23 protein-coding genes and 1 riboswitch are annotated in these 23528 nt (G+C 34.1%); of the genes, 22 read left to right on the forward strand and 1 reads right to left on the reverse strand.

What is annotated here, in order from left to right; all coding sequences use genetic code 11:
• Nucleotides 1–41: 41 nt before the first annotated feature.
• The 5 genes from COE53_RS07990 (at nt 42) to COE53_RS08010 (ending at nt 6962) form a co-directional block, all read left to right on the forward strand.
• Nucleotides 42–848, forward strand: a complete 807-nt coding sequence (locus tag COE53_RS07990; RefSeq protein ID WP_098947702.1) for a sugar phosphate isomerase/epimerase family protein — start codon at nt 42–44, stop codon at nt 846–848.
• Nucleotides 848–1882, forward strand: coding sequence for a Gfo/Idh/MocA family protein (locus tag COE53_RS07995; RefSeq protein ID WP_098947794.1), 1035 nt, complete (start codon nt 848–850; stop codon nt 1880–1882). Before COE53_RS07990 ends, COE53_RS07995 begins: the two co-directional genes overlap by 1 nt.
• On the forward strand, nt 1879–4101 hold the full coding sequence (locus COE53_RS08000; RefSeq protein WP_098947703.1) for a glycoside hydrolase family 65 protein: 2223 nt from the start codon (nt 1879–1881) through the stop codon (nt 4099–4101). Before COE53_RS07995 ends, COE53_RS08000 begins: the two co-directional genes overlap by 4 nt.
• Nucleotides 4102–4113: 12 nt before the next feature.
• The gene (locus tag COE53_RS08005; RefSeq protein WP_098947704.1) at nt 4114–5235 is read left to right on the forward strand and encodes a glycerate kinase; all 1122 of its coding nucleotides are present in this window, start codon (nt 4114–4116) and stop codon (nt 5233–5235) included.
• Nucleotides 5236–5414: 179 nt separating this feature from the next.
• Nucleotides 5415–6962 (forward strand): alpha/beta hydrolase domain-containing protein, encoded by a 1548-nt coding sequence (locus tag COE53_RS08010; RefSeq protein ID WP_098947705.1) that lies wholly within the window; start codon nt 5415–5417, stop codon nt 6960–6962.
• A gap of 136 nt (nt 6963–7098) precedes the next feature.
• Here COE53_RS08010 and COE53_RS08015 read toward each other — a convergent pair whose 3' ends face one another.
• Nucleotides 7099–8292 carry a chromate transporter gene (locus tag COE53_RS08015; RefSeq protein WP_098947707.1) on the reverse strand — a complete coding sequence of 398 codons (1194 nt, stop codon included), beginning with the start codon at nt 8290–8292 and terminating at the stop codon, nt 7099–7101.
• Nucleotides 8293–8453: 161 nt separating this feature from the next.
• Between COE53_RS08015 and COE53_RS08020 the strand changes: the two genes are divergently transcribed.
• The 17 genes from COE53_RS08020 to COE53_RS08100 all read left to right on the forward strand — a co-directional run bounded on the left by COE53_RS08020 (nt 8454) and on the right by COE53_RS08100 (nt 23305).
• Nucleotides 8454–9791, forward strand: coding sequence for a D-serine ammonia-lyase (locus COE53_RS08020; protein ID WP_098947709.1), 1338 nt, complete (start codon nt 8454–8456; stop codon nt 9789–9791).
• Nucleotides 9792–10104: 313 nt separating this feature from the next.
• The gene (locus tag COE53_RS08025) at nt 10105–11580 is read left to right on the forward strand and encodes an aminotransferase class V-fold PLP-dependent enzyme (protein ID WP_098947711.1); all 1476 of its coding nucleotides are present in this window, start codon (nt 10105–10107) and stop codon (nt 11578–11580) included.
• A gap of 672 nt (nt 11581–12252) precedes the next feature.
• Nucleotides 12253–12513: a metal-sensitive transcriptional regulator gene (locus COE53_RS08030; RefSeq protein ID WP_069033194.1), complete on the forward strand. Its 261-nt coding sequence runs from the start codon at nt 12253–12255 to the stop codon at nt 12511–12513.
• 129 nt (nt 12514–12642) lie between these two features.
• Nucleotides 12643–13125, forward strand: coding sequence for a DsrE/DsrF/DrsH-like family protein (locus tag COE53_RS08035; protein ID WP_098947713.1), 483 nt, complete (start codon nt 12643–12645; stop codon nt 13123–13125).
• 20 nt (nt 13126–13145) lie between these two features.
• Nucleotides 13146–13442, forward strand: coding sequence for a rhodanese-like domain-containing protein (locus tag COE53_RS08040; RefSeq protein WP_069033196.1), 297 nt, complete (start codon nt 13146–13148; stop codon nt 13440–13442).
• A gap of 54 nt (nt 13443–13496) precedes the next feature.
• On the forward strand, nt 13497–14069 hold the full coding sequence (locus COE53_RS08045; protein ID WP_069033197.1) for a sulfurtransferase TusA family protein: 573 nt from the start codon (nt 13497–13499) through the stop codon (nt 14067–14069).
• A 44-nt stretch (nt 14070–14113) separates the two neighbouring features.
• Nucleotides 14114–15241, forward strand: a complete 1128-nt coding sequence (locus tag COE53_RS08050) for an MBL fold metallo-hydrolase (protein WP_098947715.1) — start codon at nt 14114–14116, stop codon at nt 15239–15241.
• 21 nt (nt 15242–15262) lie between these two features.
• Nucleotides 15263–15490, forward strand: a complete 228-nt coding sequence (locus COE53_RS08055; protein WP_069033199.1) for a sulfurtransferase TusA family protein — start codon at nt 15263–15265, stop codon at nt 15488–15490.
• Nucleotides 15491–15558: 68 nt separating this feature from the next.
• On the forward strand, nt 15559–16350 hold the full coding sequence (locus COE53_RS08060; protein WP_069033200.1) for a sulfite exporter TauE/SafE family protein: 792 nt from the start codon (nt 15559–15561) through the stop codon (nt 16348–16350).
• Nucleotides 16351–16548: 198 nt separating this feature from the next.
• Nucleotides 16549–16899 carry an ASCH domain-containing protein gene (locus tag COE53_RS08065; protein ID WP_091023911.1) on the forward strand — a complete coding sequence of 117 codons (351 nt, stop codon included), beginning with the start codon at nt 16549–16551 and terminating at the stop codon, nt 16897–16899.
• A gap of 5 nt (nt 16900–16904) precedes the next feature.
• Nucleotides 16905–17339, forward strand: coding sequence for a hypothetical protein (locus tag COE53_RS24290; RefSeq protein WP_091023909.1), 435 nt, complete (start codon nt 16905–16907; stop codon nt 17337–17339).
• Between the two features lie 292 nt (nt 17340–17631).
• Nucleotides 17632–17749: riboswitch (SAM riboswitch) on the forward strand.
• 176 nt (nt 17750–17925) lie between these two features.
• Nucleotides 17926–18942: a methionine ABC transporter ATP-binding protein gene (locus tag COE53_RS08075; RefSeq protein ID WP_098947716.1), complete on the forward strand. Its 1017-nt coding sequence runs from the start codon at nt 17926–17928 to the stop codon at nt 18940–18942.
• Complete coding sequence (locus COE53_RS08080) at nt 18932–19600, forward strand: methionine ABC transporter permease (protein ID WP_069033204.1); 669 nt, start codon at nt 18932–18934, stop codon at nt 19598–19600. Before COE53_RS08075 ends, COE53_RS08080 begins: the two co-directional genes overlap by 11 nt.
• Nucleotides 19597–20445 (forward strand): MetQ/NlpA family ABC transporter substrate-binding protein, encoded by an 849-nt coding sequence (locus COE53_RS08085; protein WP_098947718.1) that lies wholly within the window; start codon nt 19597–19599, stop codon nt 20443–20445. The genes COE53_RS08080 and COE53_RS08085 overlap by 4 nt, the downstream gene beginning before the upstream one ends.
• Before the next feature lie 46 nt (nt 20446–20491).
• Entirely contained in the window at nt 20492–21682 is a 1191-nt protein-coding gene (locus COE53_RS08090) for a M20 family metallopeptidase (RefSeq protein WP_091023902.1), read from the forward strand.
• 273 nt (nt 21683–21955) lie between these two features.
• Nucleotides 21956–22345, forward strand: coding sequence for a YidH family protein (locus tag COE53_RS08095; RefSeq protein WP_069033207.1), 390 nt, complete (start codon nt 21956–21958; stop codon nt 22343–22345).
• An 84-nt stretch (nt 22346–22429) separates the two neighbouring features.
• Complete coding sequence (locus COE53_RS08100) at nt 22430–23305, forward strand: alpha/beta fold hydrolase (RefSeq protein ID WP_091023900.1); 876 nt, start codon at nt 22430–22432, stop codon at nt 23303–23305.
• Nucleotides 23306–23528: the final 223 nt, after the last annotated feature.

The raw sequence follows: 23528 nt of genomic DNA on the forward strand, positions 1-23528 counted from the left end.
GGGAGTGTATAACACTCCCTTCTGTTTAGGAGTGGATTTCGTTGAAAATTGGAACACAAAATCAAGCATTTTTTCCAGAAAATATTAAAGAAAAATTTAAATACTTAAAAGAAATTGGTTTTGAAGGATTTGAAATCGATGGCAAGTTTTTAGTTGATCATTTAGAAGAGATTAAAGAAGCAATTGCTGAGACTGGCTTACCGGTAACGACAGCTTGTGGTGGTTATTATGGCTGGATTGGTGATTTTATTGAAGAGCGTCGTTTAAAAGGTTTAGCAGATATTGAAGAAATTCTAAAAGCGTTAAAAGAGGTTGGAGGAAAAGGGATCGTTGTACCTGCAGCATGGGGAATGTTTACATTCAGATTACCACCTATGTCTTCTCCAAGAAGCCTAGAAGGAGATCGTAAAGCAGTTACTGATTCATTAGTATTTCTAGATAAAGTCGCTGGTGAAACTGGAACGACTATTTACTTAGAACCTTTAAATCGCTATCAAGATCATATGATTAATACTTTAGCTGATGCACGTAAATATATTGAAGATAATCAGTTTAAAAATGTCAAAATCATTGCAGATTTTTATCACATGAATATTGAGGAAGATGGTATTTCTGAGGCACTTCACGCTAATCATGATCTAGTTGAACATATTCACATCGCAGACAACCACCGTTTCCAACCAGGAAGTGGATCTCTTGATTTTAAAAAGCATTTTAACCAACTTAAGGAAGATGGGTACGAAGGCTTTTTAACATTTGAATGTCGTGTAAGAGGAAATAACTTAGAAGATGAATATATTAAAGCATTTCATCATATAAAAGAAGCTTTAAAGGGTGAAGCATTGTGATTAAAAAGAGAGTAGCTATTATTGGCGGGGGCCAAATGGCTGAAAAAGTTCACGTTGCTTACTATAAAACTAGAGAAGATTTAGAAATAGTTGCCGTAGTCGGTGTAAATGAGGAAGCATTAAAGAGCTTTGCAGAGCGTAATGAGATTCCTACCTATTACACGGATGCTGCTGAAATGTATGCGAATGAAAAACCGGAAATTGTAAGTGTTTGCACTCCGAATAAATTTCATTTTGAAAATGTAAGGCAAGCATTAGAAAATAATTGTCATGTTTTTTGTGAAAAACCTCCTGCAATTTTGGCAGAGGATGCAAGAAAAATGCATGAAACAGCTTTAGAAAAAGGGCTTATCCTTGCTTATGATTTTCATCATCGATTTGCTGATGACGTAACGATTATAAAAGAAAAAATAGATCAAGGTTTATTAGGTCAAATTTATTTTGTAAAAGTAAAAGCTTTAAGACGAAATGGTATTCCAGGATGGGGTAGCTTTACTAATAAAGAAATTCAAGGTGGGGGACCTCTAATCGATTTAGGAATTCATATGCTTGATACTGCACTTTTTGTTATGAATTATCCAAAAGTAAAAAAAGTTACAGCAAAAATGTTTCAGAAGATTGGTACTAAGAAAAATGAGGGTGCATTTGGTAAATGGGACCCATCAAAATTTGAAGTAGAAGATTCTTTATTTTCTTATATAGAGTTAGAGAATGGCTGTTTAATTCAGCTTGAAACATCCTTTGCATTAAATATAAAAGAAAAATCAGAAATGAATGTAGAATTATGCGGAGAAGAAGCTGGTGCAACAATGTTCCCAGCTGAAATCTATACGGATGAAAAAGGAGAGCTTGTATCCCTATTAAAGAGAGAAGAGGCTGACCCTGACCGTCATACTAAAAGTATGGCAGCCTTTGTGAATCGTTGCTTAGGACAAAACGTTATGGTAGCAGATGGAGAACAAGGTTATGCTATTCAACGACTTGTTGAAGCGATCTATCAATCAGCTGAAAAAGGTGAGAGTGTATCTTTATGAATGAAGTAAATGTAATGAATGAAAAACAATTTGATTTACAATATATAAATAAATATGCAACAATCATGGCTCTTGGAAATGGGTACTTAGGTTTTCGTGCTAGTCATGAGGAATATTATTCTGAACAAACTCGTGGAATGTATGTGGCAGGTATTTATAATAAATTTACACCAAATGATATTACAGAGCTTGTCAATTTACCAGATTTAGTTGGCATAAAAATCGAAATAAATAATGAAATATTTTCTGTTTTAACAGGCGAAGTACTATCTTATGACCGTACTTTAAATTTGCAAAATGGAGAACTAACGAAAGAAGTTATCTGGAAAAACAAAGAAGGTAATCGCTTTTGTTTAAAATTCCAACGCTTCGTTTCAAAAGATAATTTACATTTACTTGCATCTAGAGTTAGTATCGTTAGTTTAGATTGTAGTGCATCAATTAAAATTACGACTGGTATCGATGCGCAAATGTCTAACTTTGGAAAACAGCATCTTTTAGAAGAAAACATAAGAGTTATTGATAAAAAAATAATGCATGCTGTCTATAGAACAACCGAAAGCGATCACTCAATTGCAATGGCAACTTCATGTAAAGTTTCAAGTGAAAGTGATGTTTCTTTTGTGGCTAAAAACAGACAGCTTTTGACGATTATTAAGCATGATTTAGTCGTTGATCAGCCGTTTGAATTAGAAAAAATAAGTGCTGTTTATACTTCAAATGACTTGTCTGTAGAAGATCCGGCACTATCAAGTATTCAAACTGTTCAAGAAAATCTTGATAATGGTTACGATCGTCTATTAGTAAGCTCATCTATAAAATGGAATGAGTTTTGGAAAAAGAAACGCGTAATCATTTCTTCTAAAGAAGCTATAGATCAAGTAGCATTAGATTTTTCACTTTACCATATTGAAATAATGACACCTGCACATGATGATCGCTTTAGCGTTGGGGCAAAAGGATTAACAGGTGAAGGATACAAAGGTCATGTATTCTGGGATACGGAAATCTTTATTGCACCGTTTCATTTGTTCACTGATCCAGATGTAACAAGAAACTTATTAAGATATCGCTATCTTCATATTAAAGAAGCAAAAGAGAAGGCTACTAAAAATGGCTATTCTGGAGCTTTATTCCCATGGGAAAGTGCATTTTCTGGTATGGAAGAAACGCCAGAATATGCAGCTATTAATATACTAACGGGTAAACGTCAAAAAGTAGCTTCAGCTCTTGCTGAACATCATATTGTTGCTGACATTGCATATTCAGTTATTCAATACTATGAAAATACACTTGATGAGTCTTTTATGGCAAATGAAGGGCTTGAATTACTAAAAGAAACAGCACGTTTTTGGATAAGTCGTACGACAGAAGAAAATCAAGCACTTTCTATTAATGATGTAATCGGACCTGATGAATATACTGAACATATTAATAATAATGCTTACACGAACTATATGGCTTATTATAATGTTCAACAAGCTTTGAGTTTTATGGAAAAATATAATAACATCGATGCTGAAATTATTGAGGGGGGTAAGGATTTTCTAAACCGACTTTACTTGCCAAGACCAAATGCAGAAAATATTATTCCACAAGATGATACATTTTTATCAAAACCAGAAATTGATTTATCAAAATATAAACAAAAACAAGGTAGTCAAGCAATTCTTTTTGACTATTCACGTCAAGAAGTAAATGAGATGCAAATTTTAAAGCAAGCTGACGTAGTTATGCTACTATACCTTTTCCCTAACTTATTTGAAGAGGATGTTGTTAAACAGAATTTGCACTATTATGAGGAGCATACAATTCATGATTCTTCACTTAGTAAAGCCATCCATGCAATTGTTGCTGCAAGATGTGGAGAAAATGAAAATGCTTATCGATTCTTCCAAGAAGCTTGCTTAATCGATCTAGGTCCAAATCCAAAATCATCAGATGAAGGAATACATGCAGCATCTCTAGGTGCGAATTGGTTAGCAACCATATTTGGTTTTGCAAATGTTACGATGGATTCAAATAAGCTAAAAATTAATCCGAACTTACCTAAAAACTGGGACAAACTTTCATTCCCATTTCATTGGCAAGGTACAAATCTTGAGATTTCAATTACACACGAATCTGTAACAGTAACAAAACAAACTGATACAGAAGTTACCATCGAAATTAAGGGAGAATTATTTAACTTAACAGATCAAATTATCGCATCACTTTAAGGAGGAGGACAAATGAAAGTAGTAATCTTACCTGATTCCTTTAAAGAAAGCTTGGATGCAATGAATGTAGCAAAAGCCATTCATAAAGGATTTCATTCAGTTTTTCCAACAGCAGAATATCATTTATTACCACTTGCTGATGGAGGGGAAGGTACAGTTCAAGCACTAATTGCTTCAAATGGTGGCGAGATTGAAAGTGTTGAAGTAACTGGCCCTCTGAATGAAACAGTGCAAGCTAAAATAGCATTTTCTAAAGATCATAAAACGGCATTTATCGAAATGGCCGAAGCATGTGGTTTGCATCTCGTACCGCTTGATAAGCGTAACCCATTACAAACTACATCATATGGTGTTGGTGAGTTGATGATTTATGCGATTGAACGTGGAGCTTCAGAACTAATAATTGGTGTTGGAGGTAGCTCTACGAATGACGGTGGAATTGGAATGGCTACCGCACTTGGCTATCAATTCTTTGATGAAAACGGAAAAGAAATCCAAAGCAATGGTGAGGCATTACTAAAAGTAGCTTCAATGACTGATAAAAATAAATCACCGCTTTTAGAAAAAGTAAAAATTACGATAGCGGCAGACGTTGTTAACCCGTTGAATGGTAGAAATGGTGCAACATATATATTTGGTCCCCAAAAAGGTCTAACTGCTAATCAATTACCGACAATGGATGAAGCGATGATGAATTTCTATTCAATTGCAGAGCAATATATGAACAAATCCGTTTCAGAAGTACCAGGTAGCGGTGCAGGTGGAGGCATGGGCGCAGGTCTTATCTTATTCGCAAATGCTTCAATAAAAAAAGGCATTGAACTTGTTCTTGAACAATTAAATGTTGTGGAAGTATGTAAGGATGCAGACATTGTAATTGTAGGAGAAGGAAGAATGGATGGGCAAACTATTTATGGAAAAGCGCCAGTTGGAGCAGCTGCATGTGCACCATCAAATGCAAAAGTTATTGCGATATGTGGTAGTATCGGTGATGGAATTGAAGAGTTATATAAACACGGAATCGATGCTATTTTTCCAACTATTCCAGCCATCTTACCAATTGAAGATGTAATGAAAAATGCATTTGACAATATAGAAAGAACTGCAAGAAATATTGCTGTTCTTTTAAACTAAGTAAAATAAAATCTTTAGATAAAGATTTATCATTTATGGAGCCAGTCATTTCGGCTCCTTTTTATTTGATCTGAATAAATGCTTGTATAATGATGAATTGAAAGATATTTGATGAAGGTATATTTGAATTGGAATAGAAAGTAAAAAGGAGGAAATTTTTTACAAGGGAGATTGATAGAGTGAAGAAAAAATTAATGGCACTCGGAGCAGTTTCTGTTCTAACATTTACTAGTCCTTCAGTAAGTTTTTCGAAAGAAAGAGTTTATTCAGAGGTAACTTCAGCAACCGTAATCCCAGGAGCTCATGATGTAAAAGTTACTGTATTTGATGGTGTAAATGGAAACTGGCTTACTACCAAAAATCCGATCCAATACAGTGCTGCTACTGAGTTTGGAAATCTTGGTCTAGCTCCATATAACTGGGGAAATAAGGATTCCGGGACTGGCTGGTATAAAATGTATAAGCCTGCAGAAATTAAAGGAACTCAAATTAATGGAATGTTCGAAGATTCAAAGTTTGTCATTCGTGTTCCTGAAAACTGGAATGGAAAATTAGTAGTAGCGGGAATTCCAGCGACAAGAAGTGAAACAGCAACCGACTTATTATTTAGTGATTATGTACTCGCAAAAGGATATGCATTCGCAGCTTCAGACAAAGGAACGCAAGGAGAGGTAGATCCATCCGATTCGTTTGCAAAATCTAAAAATGCATTTGCGGATGAAGAAGACAGTGTTGCAGAATGGAATAAACGTTTTCGAGAATTGACGAAGGCAGCTCAAAAATATTTAATAGAGAATCATGCAGAGCAATTAATACATAAAAATGAAAAAGATAATCCAGCAAGTAAGTTAGTGAGTAAGGATCACAAAATTCCAACTTATGCAATGGGCATATCTAATGGAGGATATGTTGTTCGTTACGCACTTGAAAATGATGGGAAAAAGAAAACTGGAGAACCGGCTTTATATGATGGGGGACTTGATTGGGAAGGGGTTTTATGGAGAGCGAATAATCCAAACCTAATCAGTTCACTTACACCGGTAGTAAATAACGCTGAAAAAGCATTATATGGATCAGGAAATGAAAAAGAGAAGGCAATTCAAGAAATGTATAAAGCAGGATTACCTAAGGCATCTGAACAATTATGGGGCTACCATGACCAAGTTTATTGGTTTATTACATTAAATATTTATCGTGATGAGTTTGATCCGAACGCACCTAACCATATCCTATGGCAAAACTACTTGAATTTTATTAATGGCATTAGGGATCGTCAATATGATTCAATTTTTAAAGACTACGATTATAACAAACGTCCGTTATCGGTTAAGAAAAACATAAAAAAAATTCAGAACACTGGTGATATCGATGTACCATTAATCAGTTTAACGGGGTCACTAGATTCACTTATTTTCCCTTCCGTTCACGCCGAACCATATGATCAATTAGTTAAGGAAGCAGGGAAAGGAAAATATCATCGTCTTTATACTATAGATAAAGCGAATCATGTAGACAGTCTAGTTTGGAATATAGCAACTGATCAAAAGAAAGAATTACAACCACTACTCCCATATGTATATCAATCATTTGAATTACTAGAAAAATGGGTAGAAAAGAAAGAACAACCACCTAAAAACAAAACGATTCCAATACCAAAAAATCCAACAAAAGTTATTGATTTGAAAACGGCAGAAGAAGTGGAACCATTAACTACAGAGAAAAAGTAAGAGATATAATTGGATCATTAAGAAACAGACTGGCCCTTCTGATATACGGAAAGGCCAGTCTTTATTATTTTATTAATTTAATTATAAAGAAAGGTCAAGGAACAATTTACCTGTAATTCAACTTATTATTTTAAATTTAGAATCTAGATACAAATTCTCCGCTAATGGCTCCTATAAGTACAATAATCCAAGGTGGTAATTTCATAAATACTAACATACTAAATAAGACCGCTATTATTAGAAAGTCAAAAATCGAAAATACAGAGCTAATCCATATTGGATTACAAAAGGCTGAAATTAAAATCCCAACTACTGCTGAGTTTACACCTAATAAAGCTCTCCTTAATTTCGAACTACGACGCATACTAGACCAAAATGGGAGAGTTCCTAAAATAAGAAGGAAAGCAGGTAAAAAGATGGCAATCGTTGCAATTAAACCTCCTCGCCAGCCCACCATTACAGTTCCTAAATAGGATGCAAACGTAAATAATGGTCCAGGTACAGCCTGCGTGACACCATATCCAGCCAAAAATGTTTCTTTATTTAGCCATCCAGTAGGAACAAACTCACGTTCAAGTAGAGGGAGAACAACATGGCCTCCTCCATATACCATAGATCCTGCTCTGTAAAAACTGTCAAATATAGAAATCCATTTTGAAGATGTAAATGAACTAATTAAGGGTAATAAAACTAATAATATAAAAAATATAGCCAAACAAATGATTGAAACTTTTTTTGATATATTCGTAACTAATATAGTTTTATCACTATTTTCATTATCCCGATATAGAAAATATCCACAAATTGAAGATAGTAAAATAACAGCAATTTGAGTGAATGTCGTTTGCCATATTAGTGTTGCAGTCATTGCAAACAAAGCAAGAGCTTTTCTTTTTAAATCAGGCGTCAAGTTCTTTACCATACCTAAAATGGCTTGTGCAACAATTGGTACCGCAACCAGTTTTAATCCATGAATCCAACCGGAATTTTTTATATCCAAATCTTGTAGTAATAATGCAAATAATATAAGTGCAATGACTGATGGTAATGTAAATCCAATAAACGAGACAATGCCACCTAAGACCCCTGCACGAATTACCCCAATACCAATGCCAACCTGGCTACTTGCTGGTCCAGGTAAAAATTGTGACAAAGCTACTAAATCAGCATAGTTTTGATCGTCAATCCACTTTTTCCTTTTTACATATTCTTCACGAAAATAACCTAAATGAGCGATTGGTCCACCAAAAGAAGTTAAACCCAGTTTAGTAGAAACAATAAGTATTTCTAACAAAAGAGAAATCTTATTATTTTTATGATTAAGATTCATATTTCCCTCCAACAACTGATACATAGAAATAGTATAGTTTGAATCAAAATTCAAACCAATCTCTTTTGATGGGAATTTACAAAAGATTAACAATCAAAGCTATTCTAGTGATAATATCTGATAAACTACATATAAACTGTTTAAGTATAGGAGGAATATAGATGGATAGAATTGATATACAGGCATATATAGAAAAGTATCCAATGCTAAAAAAACTGATGATCTTTGAGGAATACCTTTGGTTGAACCCAAATGTTGAGACGTTTCAAAAAGCAATGAAAATGTCACCACTTACCCAAGATGATGTAAACGACGCAGATGAACGATTAAAAAGGTTTGCACCATATATATCAAAGGTTTTTCCAGAAACAAAAGATACAAATGGCATTATTGAGTCTCCTTTAGTAAAAATTCCTTCTATGAAACAATCTTTAGAGAAAAATTTCCAACAAACTATATTAGGAGAATTATTTTTAAAATGTGATAGTCATTTACCAATATCAGGGTCAATTAAAGCAAGAGGTGGCATTTATGAAATATTAAAGCACGCCGAAAGCCTAGCTATAAAGCATCAGCTATTAACGATTGAAGATGATTACTCAAAAATAGATAGTGGTATTTTTAGAGATTTTTTCTCCAACTACTCAATTGCTGTAGGGTCCACTGGAAATTTAGGTATGAGCATTGGAATTATTAGTGCAAAGTTAGGTTTTAAAGTAACCGTACATATGTCAGCGGATGCAAAGCAATGGAAAAAAGATTTACTTAGAAGTAAAAATGTAAATGTTATTGAATACGAGGCGGATTATAGTAAGGCAGTAGAAGAAGGACGTATTCAAGCTGAAGCAGATCCTAGTTGTTATTTTGTAGATGATGAAAATTCAAATGATTTATTTTTAGGATATGCAGTAGCAGCTTCACGTTTAAAAAAGCAATTTGAAGAATTAGACATTACAATAGATGAAAATCATCCATTATTTGTTTATTTACCTTGCGGAGTTGGAGGAGGACCAGGTGGTGTCGCATTTGGTCTGAAACTATTATTTAAAGATAATGTTCATTTCTTTTTTGCTGAGCCAACTCATTCTCCTTGTATGTTGATTGGATTAATGACAGGACTTCACGATCAAGTTTCTGTACAAGATTTTGGCATTGATAATAAAACGGATGCAGATGGCTTAGCTGTAGGGAGACCATCTGGCTTTGTAGGAAAAATCATCGAGCCTTTTTTAAGCGGTAGCTACACAATAAGTGATGAAAAACTGTACACCATGTTAAAAGAGTTAGTTGATACTGAGGATCTTTATTTAGAACCGTCGGCACTAGCTGGTATGATTGGTCCAATTAAATTATTTAAAGAAGGCAAAGATTATTTACTAAAAAATAATTTAATGAAAAAAATGGAAAATAGTACCCATGTCATTTGGGCTACAGGTGGTAGTATGGTCCCAGAAAAAATGATGAAAGAGTACTATCAAAAAGGGTCTCTTTTTAAATAAAATAGATAGTGTAAAATTTTACTAATATTTTAAAAGTGAAAAAATTCTTTTAATACAGAATAATATGACATATATTTGTATATGTAAATAAGTTTTCTATTTAGATTTTGACGCAAGATATTTTCTTTTTAATTGGTTCTGTTTAAAAACTGATAAATTACTTTAAAAAAGCCATTCCGTCATGAGCGGACTGGCTTCAGTGCATTTTATATAATACCCTATTGGGTATTGGAATACTCGGTTTTATCTTAATTATCTAAACAGAGCTTCCGATTAAAAAGCACACAACATTTTCTCATTAGGAGCGATAAAATTGAATTTAGAAAAGTATTTTTCACAATTTAGAAAAGAGATTATTGGAAATGAAAAAACATTCTTATCGCCATTTGGTGAAAAGAAAATTATTTATTTGGACTGGGCTGCAAGTGGTAGGTTATATGGACCAGTTGAAGAAAAATTACTTTCAGCTTTTGGGCCGTATGTTGCAAATACGCATACGGAATCAAATATAACTGGAAGCACGATGACGAATTGTTATCATGAAGCATTACAGATCATAAAAGAGCATGTTAATGCAAGCGTTTCCGATACAATCATAACGGATGGATCAGGTATGACTGGCGTTATGAATAAATTTCAACGCATTTTAGGGCTTAAAATACATGAAAATTTCCACTTCCGTTTAAGTATACCTGAGGAAGAAAGACCAGTTGTTTTTATAACAAGTATGGAGCATCATAGCAATCATACTTCGTGGTTGGAAACGATTTGTGATGTAGAAGTTGTACCAAATTGTACTAATAATGTAATCGATTTAAACTATTTAAGAAATCGACTTGAGTTTTATAAAAATAAACGAAAATTAATTGGATCTTTCAGTGCTTGTTCTAATGTATCTGGATTAATTACACCATATCATAAGCTAGCTAGACTAATGCATGAATATAATGGCGTTTGTTTTGTGGATTTCTCGGCTTCTGCGCCATATGTTGACATTGATATGCATCCTAGCGATCCGATGGAAAAACTTGATGCCATTCTGTTTTCTCCACACAAGTTTTTAGGAGGACCTGGAAGTAGCGGAGTATTGATATTTGACTCTTCAATGTATCAAAATAAAATCCCTGATCATCCAGGCGGAGGAACTGTTGAATGGACAAATCCATGGGGTGAGAAAAAATACATTAACAATATTCGTGAAAGAGAAGATGGCGGTACTCCAGGATTTCTGCAAACAATTAGAACAGCTCTTGCAATTAAAGTAAAAAATGCAATGGGTACAGCGAATATATTAAATCGTGAAGAAGAATTGGCACACATCGTATTAGATGAGCTTCGTACAATTGAAAATGTAGTCTTACTTGAAGATTCAAGTAATCCACGATTAGGTTTTTATTCTTTTTATTTAAAAGATATTCATCATAATTTAGTAGTTAGATTGTTAAATGACCGTTACGGTATTCAAGTACGAGGTGGTTGTTCATGTGCGGGTACTTATGGACATATGCTACTGAATATTACAAGAGAAATGTCTAAAGCAATTACAGATGAAATCGATAATGGCAATATTAGCGTAAAGCCTGGTTGGATTCGCATGAGTGTCCATCCAACGACTACGAATGAAGAAGTAGTCATATTCACTAATGCTTTAAAAGATATAATTCAAAACATTGGCGAATGGTCTAATGATTATCTTTATTTAAAAGAGAAAAATGACTTTATTCATAAAGACGAAGCAGTTATGGAAGTAGGTACTTATTTTGAGATGGGGATGACTGTAAAATCTTAAAATTTCAAGGTAACGCTTGAAAAACAATCTTGTCAATTAATTATCAAGTTTTCGTAAAAGGAGTAGAATGATGTTGATTTCCATTACAGGATGCTAGCTTTCCATGGGGCGAGATTCTTNNGCCTCCTCGGCAAGCCTGCGGGGTCTTTAGCCTTCCCGAATATCCCATAGGAGTCGAGCATCCCTCCATTCCAATCAACTAATTCATCAAAAAAAGTTTATGATAAGAACATAATTTAATATCCTTTACTTAGTGCAATATAACAGATAGTTAATCAGTTTGAGGTCAATCGAGCACGAGCACCAACTTATATATAGTATCATTTGAAATTATTTTATCTAAAATTTGTTCTAATATTTTTAACTTCTGAAAAAAACAATTACTATAGTTTAACATTAAATAATAAATCACTAAATTTAACATTAATAATGTTCCACTTAATATTGATTTTCCGTTTAAACTGTTTTATATTGCAAAACTTTGAAAAAAAAGATTACATTATTGTGATCTTTTTTTACATATCTACTTTTAACTTACTAAAAGAAGACTAATTTATATAAAATTAAATGGTTGACAATATACCCTGTGGGGTATATATTCTAAGTAAGAATATCGCACATATATTCTTAAAAAAATGGTTAAGCTTAGTTTTATAAGTTAGGGGTGATTTAATGAATTATGATGATCCAGTAAAAAATAGAGTAAAGCGAATTGAGGGACAGATTCGTGGAATTTTAAAAATGATGGAAGAAGATAAAGACTGTAAAGATGTCATTACACAGTTATCAGCAGTTAAATCAGCTTTGGATCGTACGATTGGCGTAATAGTAAGCTCAAATTTAGTTGATTGTGTCCGAAATGCGAATGAAAACGGGCAAGATGCCGAAGATTTAGTGAAGGAAGCAGTAAACTTACTTGTAAAAAGTAGATAAGAAGAAATGGTTTGACACCATTTTTTATTTTTAATATCATATACCCATAGGGGTAATAGTATATATAAGATATAATATATTTTTTTGTTTTTTAATATACCCCAATGGGTATAAAGAACGAGAAGGAGAATGAATATGACAACTAAGAAAACAAATATCATTTTATTTAGTGGAGATTATGATAAAGCAATGGCCGCCTATATTATTGCGAACGGTGCAGCAGCTTTTGATCATGAAGTAACTATTTTTCATACATTTTGGGGACTAAATGCTTTACGAAAAAGTGAACATGTAGCAACAAAAAAAGGTTTTATTGAAAAGATGTTTGGAAAGATGATGCCTAGAGGCGCTGATAAAATGGGACTTTCTAAAATGAACTTTGCTGGTTTCGGTCCAAAAATGATTAAGGATATTATTAAAAAGCATAATGCAGTTCCTTTGCCACAATTAATTGAAATGGCCCAAGAACAAGATATAAATTTAGTAGCATGTACAATGACAATGGATCTGTTAGGTCTACAAACCGAAGAGTTATTAGAGAATATTCAATATGCTGGTGTTGCAGCCTACTTAGGTGAAGCAGAAGAAGGTCAAGTTAACTTATTTATTTAATTAGAAAGGATTTGAATGACATGAATGAAATTACTGCGATTGAGCTTGAAAATGAATTGAAAACTGGAAAAGAAGTAAATATTATCGATGTTCGTGAGGTAGATGAAGTTGCAGCTGGAAAAATCCATGAAGCAATTCATATTCCACTTGGGTTAATCGAATTTCGATTACATGAATTAGATAAATCAAAAGAATATATTATGGTTTGTCGTTCAGGTGCTCGAAGTGGGCGTGCAACGGAATTCCTTCAATCTCAAGGGTTTAACGTTAAAAACATGGTAGGCGGAATGCTTTCTTGGGAAGGAAACGTAGAATAATTTTTTTGATTAAATTAATACCCTAGGTGGTATCATAAGTGCGGAGGTCATAATATGGAGTTCATTAAAACTAACATGAAATTAGATGCAAAAGGATTAGCTTGTCCAATGCCGATTGTAAAGACTAGAAAAGCAATGAAGGATCTAGATAATGGACAAGTGATTGAGGTTCAAGCGACTGATAAAGGTTCAAAAGCAGACATTAAAGCTTGGGCGGAAAGCACTGGAAATCAATATTTAGGTACAATTGAAAATGGAGAAGTATTACTTCATTATTTAAGAAAATCTTCAGATGAAAATACAATTGAAAAAAGATTTGAAAACGTCATTTCGAACGATCAATTAAATCAAAAGCTACAAAACGAAAATATAATCGTTTTAGATGTAAGAGAAGAAGCAGAATATGTATTTAATCATATACCAAATGCGGTATCAATCCCTTTAGGTGAATTGGAGAACCGTATGACAGAATTAAATAAAGATAATGAAATATATATTGTTTGCAGAACTGGAAACCGTAGTGATCTTGCTGCTCAATTACTGTTTTCTAGCGGTTTTACTAATGTATTTAATGTCATTCCTGGAATGACTGAATGGTCTGGGAAAACAACGAGCATAAAAGGTTAATCTAATTTTTTTTGAATGAAAATATACTATAGGGGGTATAAGGTATGGCAGTCACAGCAATGTCTGCAAAAGAGATTACAAAAAAAATATTTGATAAAGAAGAACTATTTATTCTAGATGTACGAAATACTGATGATTATAACGATTGGAAAATAGAAGGTTCAAATTTTGAACATTTAAATATACCTTATTTTGATTTACTTGATGGGGTTGAAGATATTTTAGATAAGATACCTACAAGTAAAGATGTTTTAGTTGTGTGTGCTAAAGAAGGGTCTTCCATCATGATCGCAGAGATGCTTTCAGACGAGGGACTAGACGTAGCTTACCTTAAAGGCGGAATGAAAGAGTGGAGTGAACATCTAGAACCAGTAAAAATTGCAGATTTGAAAAATGGTGGAGAGCTGTATCAATTTGTCAGAATCGGCAAGGGATGTTTATCCTATATGGTGATCTCAAATAATGAGGCAGCTATATTTGATTCTACTCGAATGACGGATATCTACATTGATTTTGCAAATACAAAGAACGCAAAAATCACAAATGTATTTGATACTCACCTTCATGCAGATCATATTTCTGGTGGTAGAAAAATTGCTGAGATTACGGGAGCAACATACTGGTTACCGCCAAAGGATGCTAAAGAAGTTACTTTTGAATATAGTCCATTAGAAGATGGTAATAAGGTATTGATTGGTGAAACGTCAATCAATATCGAGGCTCTTTATTCACCAGGTCATACAATCGGATCAACGTCATTTGTTATTGATGAAAAGTTCTTACTTTCTGGTGATATTTTATTTATCGATTCAATTGGTAGACCTGATCTTGCTGGTATGGCAGAGGATTGGGTAGGGGACTTACGCGAAACCCTTTATAAAAAATACCGAAATTTATCGCTTGAATTAATTGTGCTTCCATCACATTTTATGGTGATTAGTGAATTGAACGAAGATGGTAGTGTTTATAAGAAACTAGGATATTTATTTGATCAGAATCATGGATTGAACATTGAGAGTGAAAGTGAGTTTAGAAAATTAGTAACTGAGAACTTACCACCACAACCAAACTCATATCAAGAAATCCGTGAAGTTAATATGGGCAAAATTAATTTAAATGAAGAAAAACAGAGAGAAATGGAAATAGGTCCAAATCGCTGTGCAGTACGATAATGAGACTTGGAGGAGAATAGAATGAAAACTACAAAATTATTAGATGCAAAAGGTTTAGCATGTCCAATTCCAATTGTAAAAACAAGAAAAGCAATTGCAGAGATTGAAGCAGGCGAAGTACTTGAAATTCATGTAACTGATAAAGGTGCTAAAAACGACCTTGCAGCTTGGGCTAAATCAGGTGGACACGAATTATTAAATTATACAGAAGAAGACAATGTTTTAAAATTTTGGATTAAAAAGGGATAAGTTAAAAGATTAATATGAAAAGGAGAGTTAAGAGTCACATCTCCTTTTCTATTATAGGGGGACTTAAAATGGAATGGACCTTAATTTTAGTACTTTTCTTAGTTGGTTTTTTTGGGTCCTTTATTTCAGGGATGGTAGGAATTGGTGGAGCGATTATAAATTATCCAATGCTCTTATTTATCCCTCCATTATTAGGATTTGCTGCTTTTACACCACATCAAGTCTCAGGTATAAGTGCTGTCCAAGTAGTATTTGCAACTTTAGGTGGGGTATTAAGTTATCGTAAAAGCGGTTATTTAAATAAAAAAGTTATATTAAGTATGGGAATAAGTGTACTAATAGGAAGTTTTCTTGGTGGATTTGGTTCAAATCTACTTTCAGAACATGGTATTAACCTTGTTTATGGTATTTTAGCAATGATTGCGGTCGTTTTAATGTTTATTCCTAGAAAAAACGTCGAGATGTCAGCAGATGGTCAAATTTCAATTAATGTTTGGCTTGCTTCAGGTTTGGCATTTATCGTTGGAATTAGTGCGGGTATTGTTGGTGCAGGAGGAGCATTTCTGTTAGTACCAATCATGTTAACAATCTTAAAAATACCAACTCGTGTGACAATTGCTTCGTCATTAGCCATTACATTTATCTCTTCAATAGGCGTAACGATTGGGAAAATCTCTACTGGTCAGGTTGAAATTTTGCCTACAATTATTGTTGTTATTGCAAGTTTAATTGCCTCACCATTAGGAGCAAAAATAGGCAAAAAAACAAAAACGCAGGTTTTACGAGGAATTCTGGCAGTATTAATTGGTTTTACCGCTTTGAAGATTTGGATTACGATTATTAAATCATGGATTAGCTGAATGAGTATTAACTGTAAAAAACAGAAAAACTATCTTGGGAGTTTTTCTGTTTTTTTATTGGTCCCTATTATGGTGGTACTTATTGCAATATTCTTAAATAAAATTTGCTAATCATGTACTAATTTAATTAAAATGGAACTAGTCGTTTTTTTTAATAGACTTAACTATAAAATTAAAATGAAATGGAGAATGGATTAAATGTCAAATCAAAATGAAACGAACGCTTTACCACCAAAAACATGTACGATTGAACGCCTTGTTACTCTTCAAGAGGATGTCAAAAAGGTATTAGCAGGACAAAAAACTGCTACTCGCCGAAACGGAAGATATGCAGATGTTGGGGAAGTGATGACCCTTCAAAATCACCAGTATGTTGTTGAAAAAGTTTATTCTCAATCCCTTGGTGAATTAACAGATGAGGATGCTAAGCAAGAAGGCTATGCGACAGTGGAAGAGTATAAGCAATCGATCTTATCAATCCATCCTGGAATGCCTTGGCTGCCAAAAATGAGGGTATGGGTTCATGAGTTTCGTCTCATCCAAGATTAATTTTTATGCTGTATAGACTGCTTCTTTACATACATATTGCTAGTGTAATTTTATCGATTGGTCCTTTTTTTGTATTGATTCCTATACTTAAAAAGCTGCATACCACACAGTCCGCGATACAACAGAGCTATTTGGATGTATTCCGGTTTGCTGTCAGATTGGCAAAGCATGCTGGGCATGTACTGGTTGGATCAGGGATCTTGTTGGTACTAGCGGGCCATTGGTCGTGGAAAACATCTTGGATTGTGATGACTATTCTTCTTTTGGTGAGTTCATTATTTTTCCTAGCTAGAGCCTTTTCACCGACCATTCGGAAATTCAGTGAACCAACCCATGACGGGAGAATGTTGATTCAGAAGCTTCGTCGATCTATCTGGATTTACATCGTTCTTTTGATGATCATGCTATGGTTCATGGTGGTAAAGCCTACATTATGGTAGGCACAATTCAAAAAAGCAGACAAGTTCTATTCTTGTCTGCTTTTTTTCCTTCTTTTAAATGAATTACTAATAAAAACTAAAAAATGTGTATCTAGACCTATTCCAAACGGTTAATGAAATAAGTTTCTTGATTTGAATATGAAGGACCTAAGACTTATGCCAAACAGTGTGTTTAATAAAATTACTATTATCAAAACTCAATTTTGACTAAAAAATTTAAAAATAGTTCTTGACGGATTATAAAAAGAGAGATAACATGAACACAATAATTTAAAAACTTAATAAATTCTATTACTTATCCAGAGAGGTGGAGGGACTGGCCCTGCGATACCTCGGCAACGGGTTTGTTGTTTCGTAACAAATACCGTGCTAATTCCTGCAAATCGTTCATGCGATTTGAAAGATAAGAAGTAAAGTGGCTTATATATTATAACCCCTCTTCTTATCTGTTTTCTTGGATAAGAAGAGGGGTTTTTTGATGAGGTGCTAAAGGAGAAAAAGGGGGAAATATTGTTATAAAACCTAGTTTTCAAATCTGTTTACTTAGTTATGATGAATTGAAATAACTTGCATTGGAGGAAGTAATTTGATTGAAATTAAAAATGTCTCCAAGGTTTATCCTGGAAGGCCACCAATTAAAGCTTTAAATAATATTAATATGAAAATTGAGAAAGGGGAGATCTTTGGGATCATTGGTTTTTCCGGAGCAGGAAAAAGTACATTGATTCGTTGTTTAAATAGACTTGAAGAACCATCAAAAGGATCAGTTCTCATTGATGGATTGGATCTAATGACATTAAAAGATGAAGAATTACGTAAGACACGTAGAAAAATTGGAGTCGTATTCCAACATTTTAATCTACTTTCTGCCAAAACGGTATTTGATAATATAGCAATGCCGCTATATCTAGAAGGAAAAAAGAAACGAGATGTCCAGGAAAAGGTAATGGAGTTAATTGAATTTGTAGGACTTACAGGGAAGCAAGATGTATTTCCGGGCCACTTATCGGGAGGACAAAAGCAAAGAGTGGGGATTGCAAGGGCACTCGTAACAGATCCAGATCTTTTGCTATGTGATGAAGCTACATCTGCATTAGACCCTGAAACAACAAAGAATGTATTAGAGCTTTTAAGGAAGGTAAATAAATCCTATAATCTTACAATTTTCCTTATTACCCATGAAATGAGTGTAATTCGTGATCTATGCGATAAAGTGGCCGTCATTGATAATGGTGAAATTGTAGAAGAAGGTAATGTTTACGACGTATTTACGAATCCACAAAAAAGTATTACAAAGAATTTTGTTAACACAGTATTACAAAATGAGGTGCCATCTAAGTTATCGAAATCATTATCAAAGGGAAAATATTATCAATTAGTCTTCCTAGGTGACAAGGCAGGTAACCCATTATTATCAGAGGTTCTTAAAAAATTCGATATCCATTTAAATATTCTTTATGGATCCATTACAGAGCTACAAGAAAGACCTTATGGGAATTTGCTTGTGGCACTAGAAGGAACAAAAGAGGAAAGCGCAAAAGCTATAAAATTTATTTCGGAAAAGGGGATAGACGTAAGGGAGGTTGAGTTAAATGGAGCTTAATTGGGAATTCTTTTGGCCGCAGTTTTTGCAGGCAACTCAAGATACATTTCTAACTGTGCTAGGGTCATTTATTTTTGGCACAATCATAGGATTGCCGTTGGGTATAATCCTAGTTGTAACAAGGCCAGGTCATATAATGGAAAACAAACCTTTATTTACGTTGTTAAATACCATTATAAATATTGTTCGATCTGTACCATTTATTATTTTACTAGTTGCCATTATACCGTTTACTAGATTATTGACGGGAACGTCCATTGGTGTAATTGCAGCAATTGTTCCGCTTTCAATCTTTGTAGGACCTTATTTGGCAAGATTGATTGAGAATTCCATGCTAGAAGTTGATAAAGGGGTGCTAGAAACAGCCTATTCAATGGGAGCAACAAAGTTTCAAATCATCGTGAAGTTTATTTTACCTGAAGCGATTCCATCGTTGATTCTATCATTTACAACTGCAACGATTGGATTGATTGGATCGACTGCGGCAGCTGGTGCCGTTGGTGCTGGGGGATTAGGTGACTTAGCTATTACATATGGTTATCAGCGCTTTGAAACATTGGTTATTGTCATTACAGTTGTATTACTAGTAGTTATTGTTCAACTCATACAAAGTTTAGGAAATACGTGGTCAAGATATGTAAGGAGGAAAAGAGGATGAAAAAGTTTTTTACTATTTTTGCAGCATTATTATTAACGGTTTCGGTATTATCAGCATGTGGTTCTAAAGCATCATCAGGTAACGGAAAGGAGAGAACGGTTAAGATTGGTATTAACGGTGATGACTATGAACTTTGGAATATTGTACAAAAACAAGTAAAAAGTGAAGGCATTAAATTGAAAATTATTTCATTTTCAGATTATGTTCAACCTAACACAGCACTTAATGACGGTAGTCTTGATTTAAATGCTTTTCAAACGATTACGTATATGAACCAATTTAAAGGTGATCATAATTTAGATATTTCTGCGATTGGCTCGACGGTGATTGCGCCAATGGGAATTTACTCACATAAGTTTAAAAAGTTAAGTGATATTCCAGATGGAGCAACTATTACGATACCAAATGATGTTACGAATGCAGGCCGTGCACTTAAACTATTACAATCTTCAAAGTTAATTAGTTTAGTAGATAATTTTGACCCTAAAGGAAGTATTGAACAAATTAAAGATAATCCTAAGCATCTAAAAATCAAACCGATTGCTGCAGGGCAAACAGCTAGATCATTGGATGATGTGGCAGCAGCTATCATCAATAATGGATTTGCCGTTCAAGCCGGCTTAGACCCCGCAAACGATCCACTTTATAAAGAAGATCCAAATGATAAAGCAGCTATGCCGTATATCAATGTTATTGCATCTCGTACGAAGAATAAAAATGACAAGGATTTTTCAAAGATTGTAAAGGCTTATCAATCAAAAGAAGTTCATGATTACATTATTAAACGTGACAAAGGCGCTACGGTTCCAGTAGTCATTTCGGTTGATAAAATTAAAAATCTATAAAGCTAGTTCATGCTTATTTAAAAGAATGGAAGGGAGATCAGTTTAAATGACAGTTAAAATTGAAACACAAAGAGAACAAATTGTGAAAAGTATTGAGGAATCGAAGGAAGTTTATCTTGAAATTAGCCACAAGATTCATGAGAAACCTGAAATTGGCAATCAAGAATTTTTTGCATCAGAAACACATACTAAAATTCTAGTAGAAGCTGGTTTCGATGTAACACGTAATATAGCGGGGCATGAAACAGGCTTTGTAGCAAGGAAAAAGTCATCTAAGCAAGGACCGACCATCGCTTTTTTAGCAGAATACGATGCACTACCTGGTCTTGGTCATGCATGCGGACATAATATTATTGGAACAACAAGTGTGGCAGCAGGAATCGCTCTTGCTGAAGTTATTTCTGAGACCGGAGGAGAGGTTGTCATATTTGGAACACCTGCAGAAGAGGGGGGACCAAATGGAAGCGCTAAGGGGAGTTTCGTAAAACACGGATTACTAGAAGGTGTTGATGCAGCACTTATGCTCCACCCAAGTGGTAAAACAGGTTTATCGAGTCCAACTTTGGCAGTAGATCCATTAGACTTCCATTTTTATGGAAGAGCTGCCCATGCTGCTGGATCACCAGAACATGGAATTAATGCTTTAGATGCAGTAATCCAATTATTCAATGGAATTAATGCCCTTCGTCAGCAACTTTCTAGTGATGTACGCATACACGGAATTATTACTCATGGAGGCGATGCACCAAATATTATTCCAGAATATGCTTCAGCAAGATTTTTCATCCGTGCCAGTACTTGGAAGCGTACAGAGGAAGTATCAACTAAAATTCGAAATATTGCCGAAGGAGCAGCACTTGCAACTGGTAGTACAGTGAAAATTGAAAGATTCCAAAATGAAGTCCATGATTTTATTATCAATCAATCTCTTGATGAGATTGTAGGTGAAGAACTAAGCTTATTGGGTGAAGAAGTAAATGGCAAAAGTGGTGGTCTTGGATCCACTGATGCAGGAAACGTAAGCCATGTTGTTCCTACTTCTCACGCATATATTAAAATTGGACCTGATGATTTAATAGCTCATACGAATGAATTCCGTGAAGCTGCAAGGTCGCCACTTGGTGATCATGCTCTAGTAACGGGGGCAAAAGCATTGGCTCTTACGGGCTATCGTTTAATTACCGAAAAAAACCTTTTGGAAAAGGTTCAAAACGAATTTCAACAAACAGAAAAATAGTTAGATTGAACGGTCAGAAAGATGGACTGAATTACCATCTTTTTGATCGTTTTATTTTTGATAGCTAATACTAATGCTGTTATTTGTTCTATTTATATAGAAGTCTTCTGTTAACTCCTTCGTAAATAATATAGATTTACTTTACCCCATTTCAATTTTATCAAAACGTAATCTAAGTTTTACTAAATCTTAAATTTTAAAGATTAAACTAAAACTAAGATATGTTTTCGTTAAGTTTATCACTCTATAAATCTTTGATTGGGGTAATTTAATATGGTCTCTTTAAGTAAAGTAAATGATTTATCAGATGAAAGTGTTAAATATGCACAACAGCATCTAGCTAATGAAAGGACATATTTAGCATGGTTGCGAACTGCAATCTCAATTACTGGTGTAGGGTTTTTAACAACTTCACTACACTTTACAATTAAAATTAGTGATAACCAATTCATTAATACATTAGCAATTTTTCTTGGCATATATGCATGTGTTGTTGGTTTTATTACGGGTGTATTAGCTACTATTCAGTACAGTAAAAAGCGGAAAGAAATTCAAAATGGAAAATTTTTACCTACTCATAATTCAATTATTCTTGTATCAATTCTATTTTCTTTTTTAATATTCATGATTGTGTTGTATTTGTCATTATTATTATTTAAATAGACCCGAATCTTTTCAGTATTTTCTCTCTAGTTTTTATAGGGATATTTTTATAAAAATCGAATATTACATAAAGTGGACACTAAAATGAATGGAGTGATTAATATTTTCTATCCTGAGTCTCGGTTTGAATCGATTAATGGAATGGAGCTTCATTTTGCAGAATGGGGAGAAAGAAAAAATCCAACAGTTGTTTGCTGGCATGGTTTAACTAGAAATGGTAGGGATTTTGATATTTTAGCTCGTCATTTAGCTAAGGATTATCATGTAATTTGCCCAGATACGATAGGACGAGGATTAAGTCAGTGGAGCACCTCTCCTGAGCAAGATTACTGTTTTGAAAACTATGTAAATATAGCGATTGGTTTATTAGACCGTTTAGAAATTGAACAAGTTCGTTGGGTAGGGACTTCGATGGGTGGAGCAATTGGAATGCGACTTGCTGGTACGCCGAAACATCTAAATCGTATTTCCCATTTAGCATTAAATGATATTGGGGCAGGAGCTTCAGAAAACCAACCACAAGATATTGAAGGAATTAAGAGAATTATTAGCTATGTTGGAACACCACCTCAATTTAAAACATTTACTGAATTGAAGAATTACTATAAATTAATTTATCATTCATTCGGTGTTTCGAGCGAAGAAGAATGGAATGATTTTACGCAAAACTCTTGCCGTAGAAGAGATGAGGGTGGAATTGGCCCTGATTATGATCCAAAGATTGCTTTACAATTTCAGCATACAGAAGATTTAACTTTGTGGAATTACTGGGAGGCTATTCAATCAAAAATTTTACTTATTCGAGGAGAAGTTTCGGATGTCTTGCCACTTGATGTAGCATTAAAAATGAAGGAAACCCAGAAGTTTCAAATGGAAACAATACCTAAAGTTGGTCATGCACCTGCATTAAATACGAATGAGCAAATTTCAATCATTGATGAATTTTTAAAAAAAGCTTAGGCAATATACGATATTTAGTCTGAAAATGGGGCTGTCCTAGAAAGTCGGTTTAACTGACACAGGGGCGTCCCCTTTATTTGTAAAAAGAACGCATCAATTTTAATGTACTTACGTTTCGTGTTCCTGGTAGTAGTGGGAGGTATCTCAGATGCGTTTTCATTTGTAGTTGAGATTTAAAGAAAATGTAGGTGGTTTTTATCAATTTTTTTATTCGATTTTGTAT

The organism is Bacillus sp. AFS029533 (assembly GCF_002585125.1).
GTDB lineage: Bacteria > Bacillota > Bacilli > Bacillales > Bacillaceae_G > Gottfriedia > Gottfriedia luciferensis_B.

What these genes read in the sequence shown, in the direction of transcription:
- COE53_RS08015 (WP_098947707.1), bottom strand. Translation starts at nt 8,292, where the DNA reads ATGAATCTTAATCATAAAAATAATAAGATTTCTCTTTTGTTAGAAATA.
- COE53_RS08095 (WP_069033207.1), top strand. Translation starts at nt 21,956, where the DNA reads ATGGTCTCTTTAAGTAAAGTAAATGATTTATCAGATGAAAGTGTTAAA.
- COE53_RS08050 (WP_098947715.1), top strand. Translation starts at nt 14,114, where the DNA reads ATGGCAGTCACAGCAATGTCTGCAAAAGAGATTACAAAAAAAATATTT.
- COE53_RS08005 (WP_098947704.1), top strand. Translation starts at nt 4,114, where the DNA reads ATGAAAGTAGTAATCTTACCTGATTCCTTTAAAGAAAGCTTGGATGCA.
- COE53_RS24290 (WP_091023909.1), top strand. Translation starts at nt 16,905, where the DNA reads ATGCTGTATAGACTGCTTCTTTACATACATATTGCTAGTGTAATTTTA.
- COE53_RS08040 (WP_069033196.1), top strand. Translation starts at nt 13,146, where the DNA reads ATGAATGAAATTACTGCGATTGAGCTTGAAAATGAATTGAAAACTGGA.
- COE53_RS08035 (WP_098947713.1), top strand. Translation starts at nt 12,643, where the DNA reads ATGAATATGACAACTAAGAAAACAAATATCATTTTATTTAGTGGAGAT.
- COE53_RS08045 (WP_069033197.1), top strand. Translation starts at nt 13,497, where the DNA reads ATGGAGTTCATTAAAACTAACATGAAATTAGATGCAAAAGGATTAGCT.
- COE53_RS08060 (WP_069033200.1), top strand. Translation starts at nt 15,559, where the DNA reads ATGGAATGGACCTTAATTTTAGTACTTTTCTTAGTTGGTTTTTTTGGG.
- COE53_RS08065 (WP_091023911.1), top strand. Translation starts at nt 16,549, where the DNA reads ATGTCAAATCAAAATGAAACGAACGCTTTACCACCAAAAACATGTACG.
- COE53_RS08000 (WP_098947703.1), top strand. Translation starts at nt 1,879, where the DNA reads ATGAATGAAGTAAATGTAATGAATGAAAAACAATTTGATTTACAATAT.
- COE53_RS08090 (WP_091023902.1), top strand. Translation starts at nt 20,492, where the DNA reads ATGACAGTTAAAATTGAAACACAAAGAGAACAAATTGTGAAAAGTATT.
- COE53_RS08030 (WP_069033194.1), top strand. Translation starts at nt 12,253, where the DNA reads ATGAATTATGATGATCCAGTAAAAAATAGAGTAAAGCGAATTGAGGGA.
- COE53_RS08085 (WP_098947718.1), top strand. Translation starts at nt 19,597, where the DNA reads ATGAAAAAGTTTTTTACTATTTTTGCAGCATTATTATTAACGGTTTCG.
- COE53_RS08080 (WP_069033204.1), top strand. Translation starts at nt 18,932, where the DNA reads ATGGAGCTTAATTGGGAATTCTTTTGGCCGCAGTTTTTGCAGGCAACT.
- COE53_RS08055 (WP_069033199.1), top strand. Translation starts at nt 15,263, where the DNA reads ATGAAAACTACAAAATTATTAGATGCAAAAGGTTTAGCATGTCCAATT.
- COE53_RS08020 (WP_098947709.1), top strand. Translation starts at nt 8,454, where the DNA reads ATGGATAGAATTGATATACAGGCATATATAGAAAAGTATCCAATGCTA.
- COE53_RS08100 (WP_091023900.1), top strand. Translation starts at nt 22,430, where the DNA reads ATGAATGGAGTGATTAATATTTTCTATCCTGAGTCTCGGTTTGAATCG.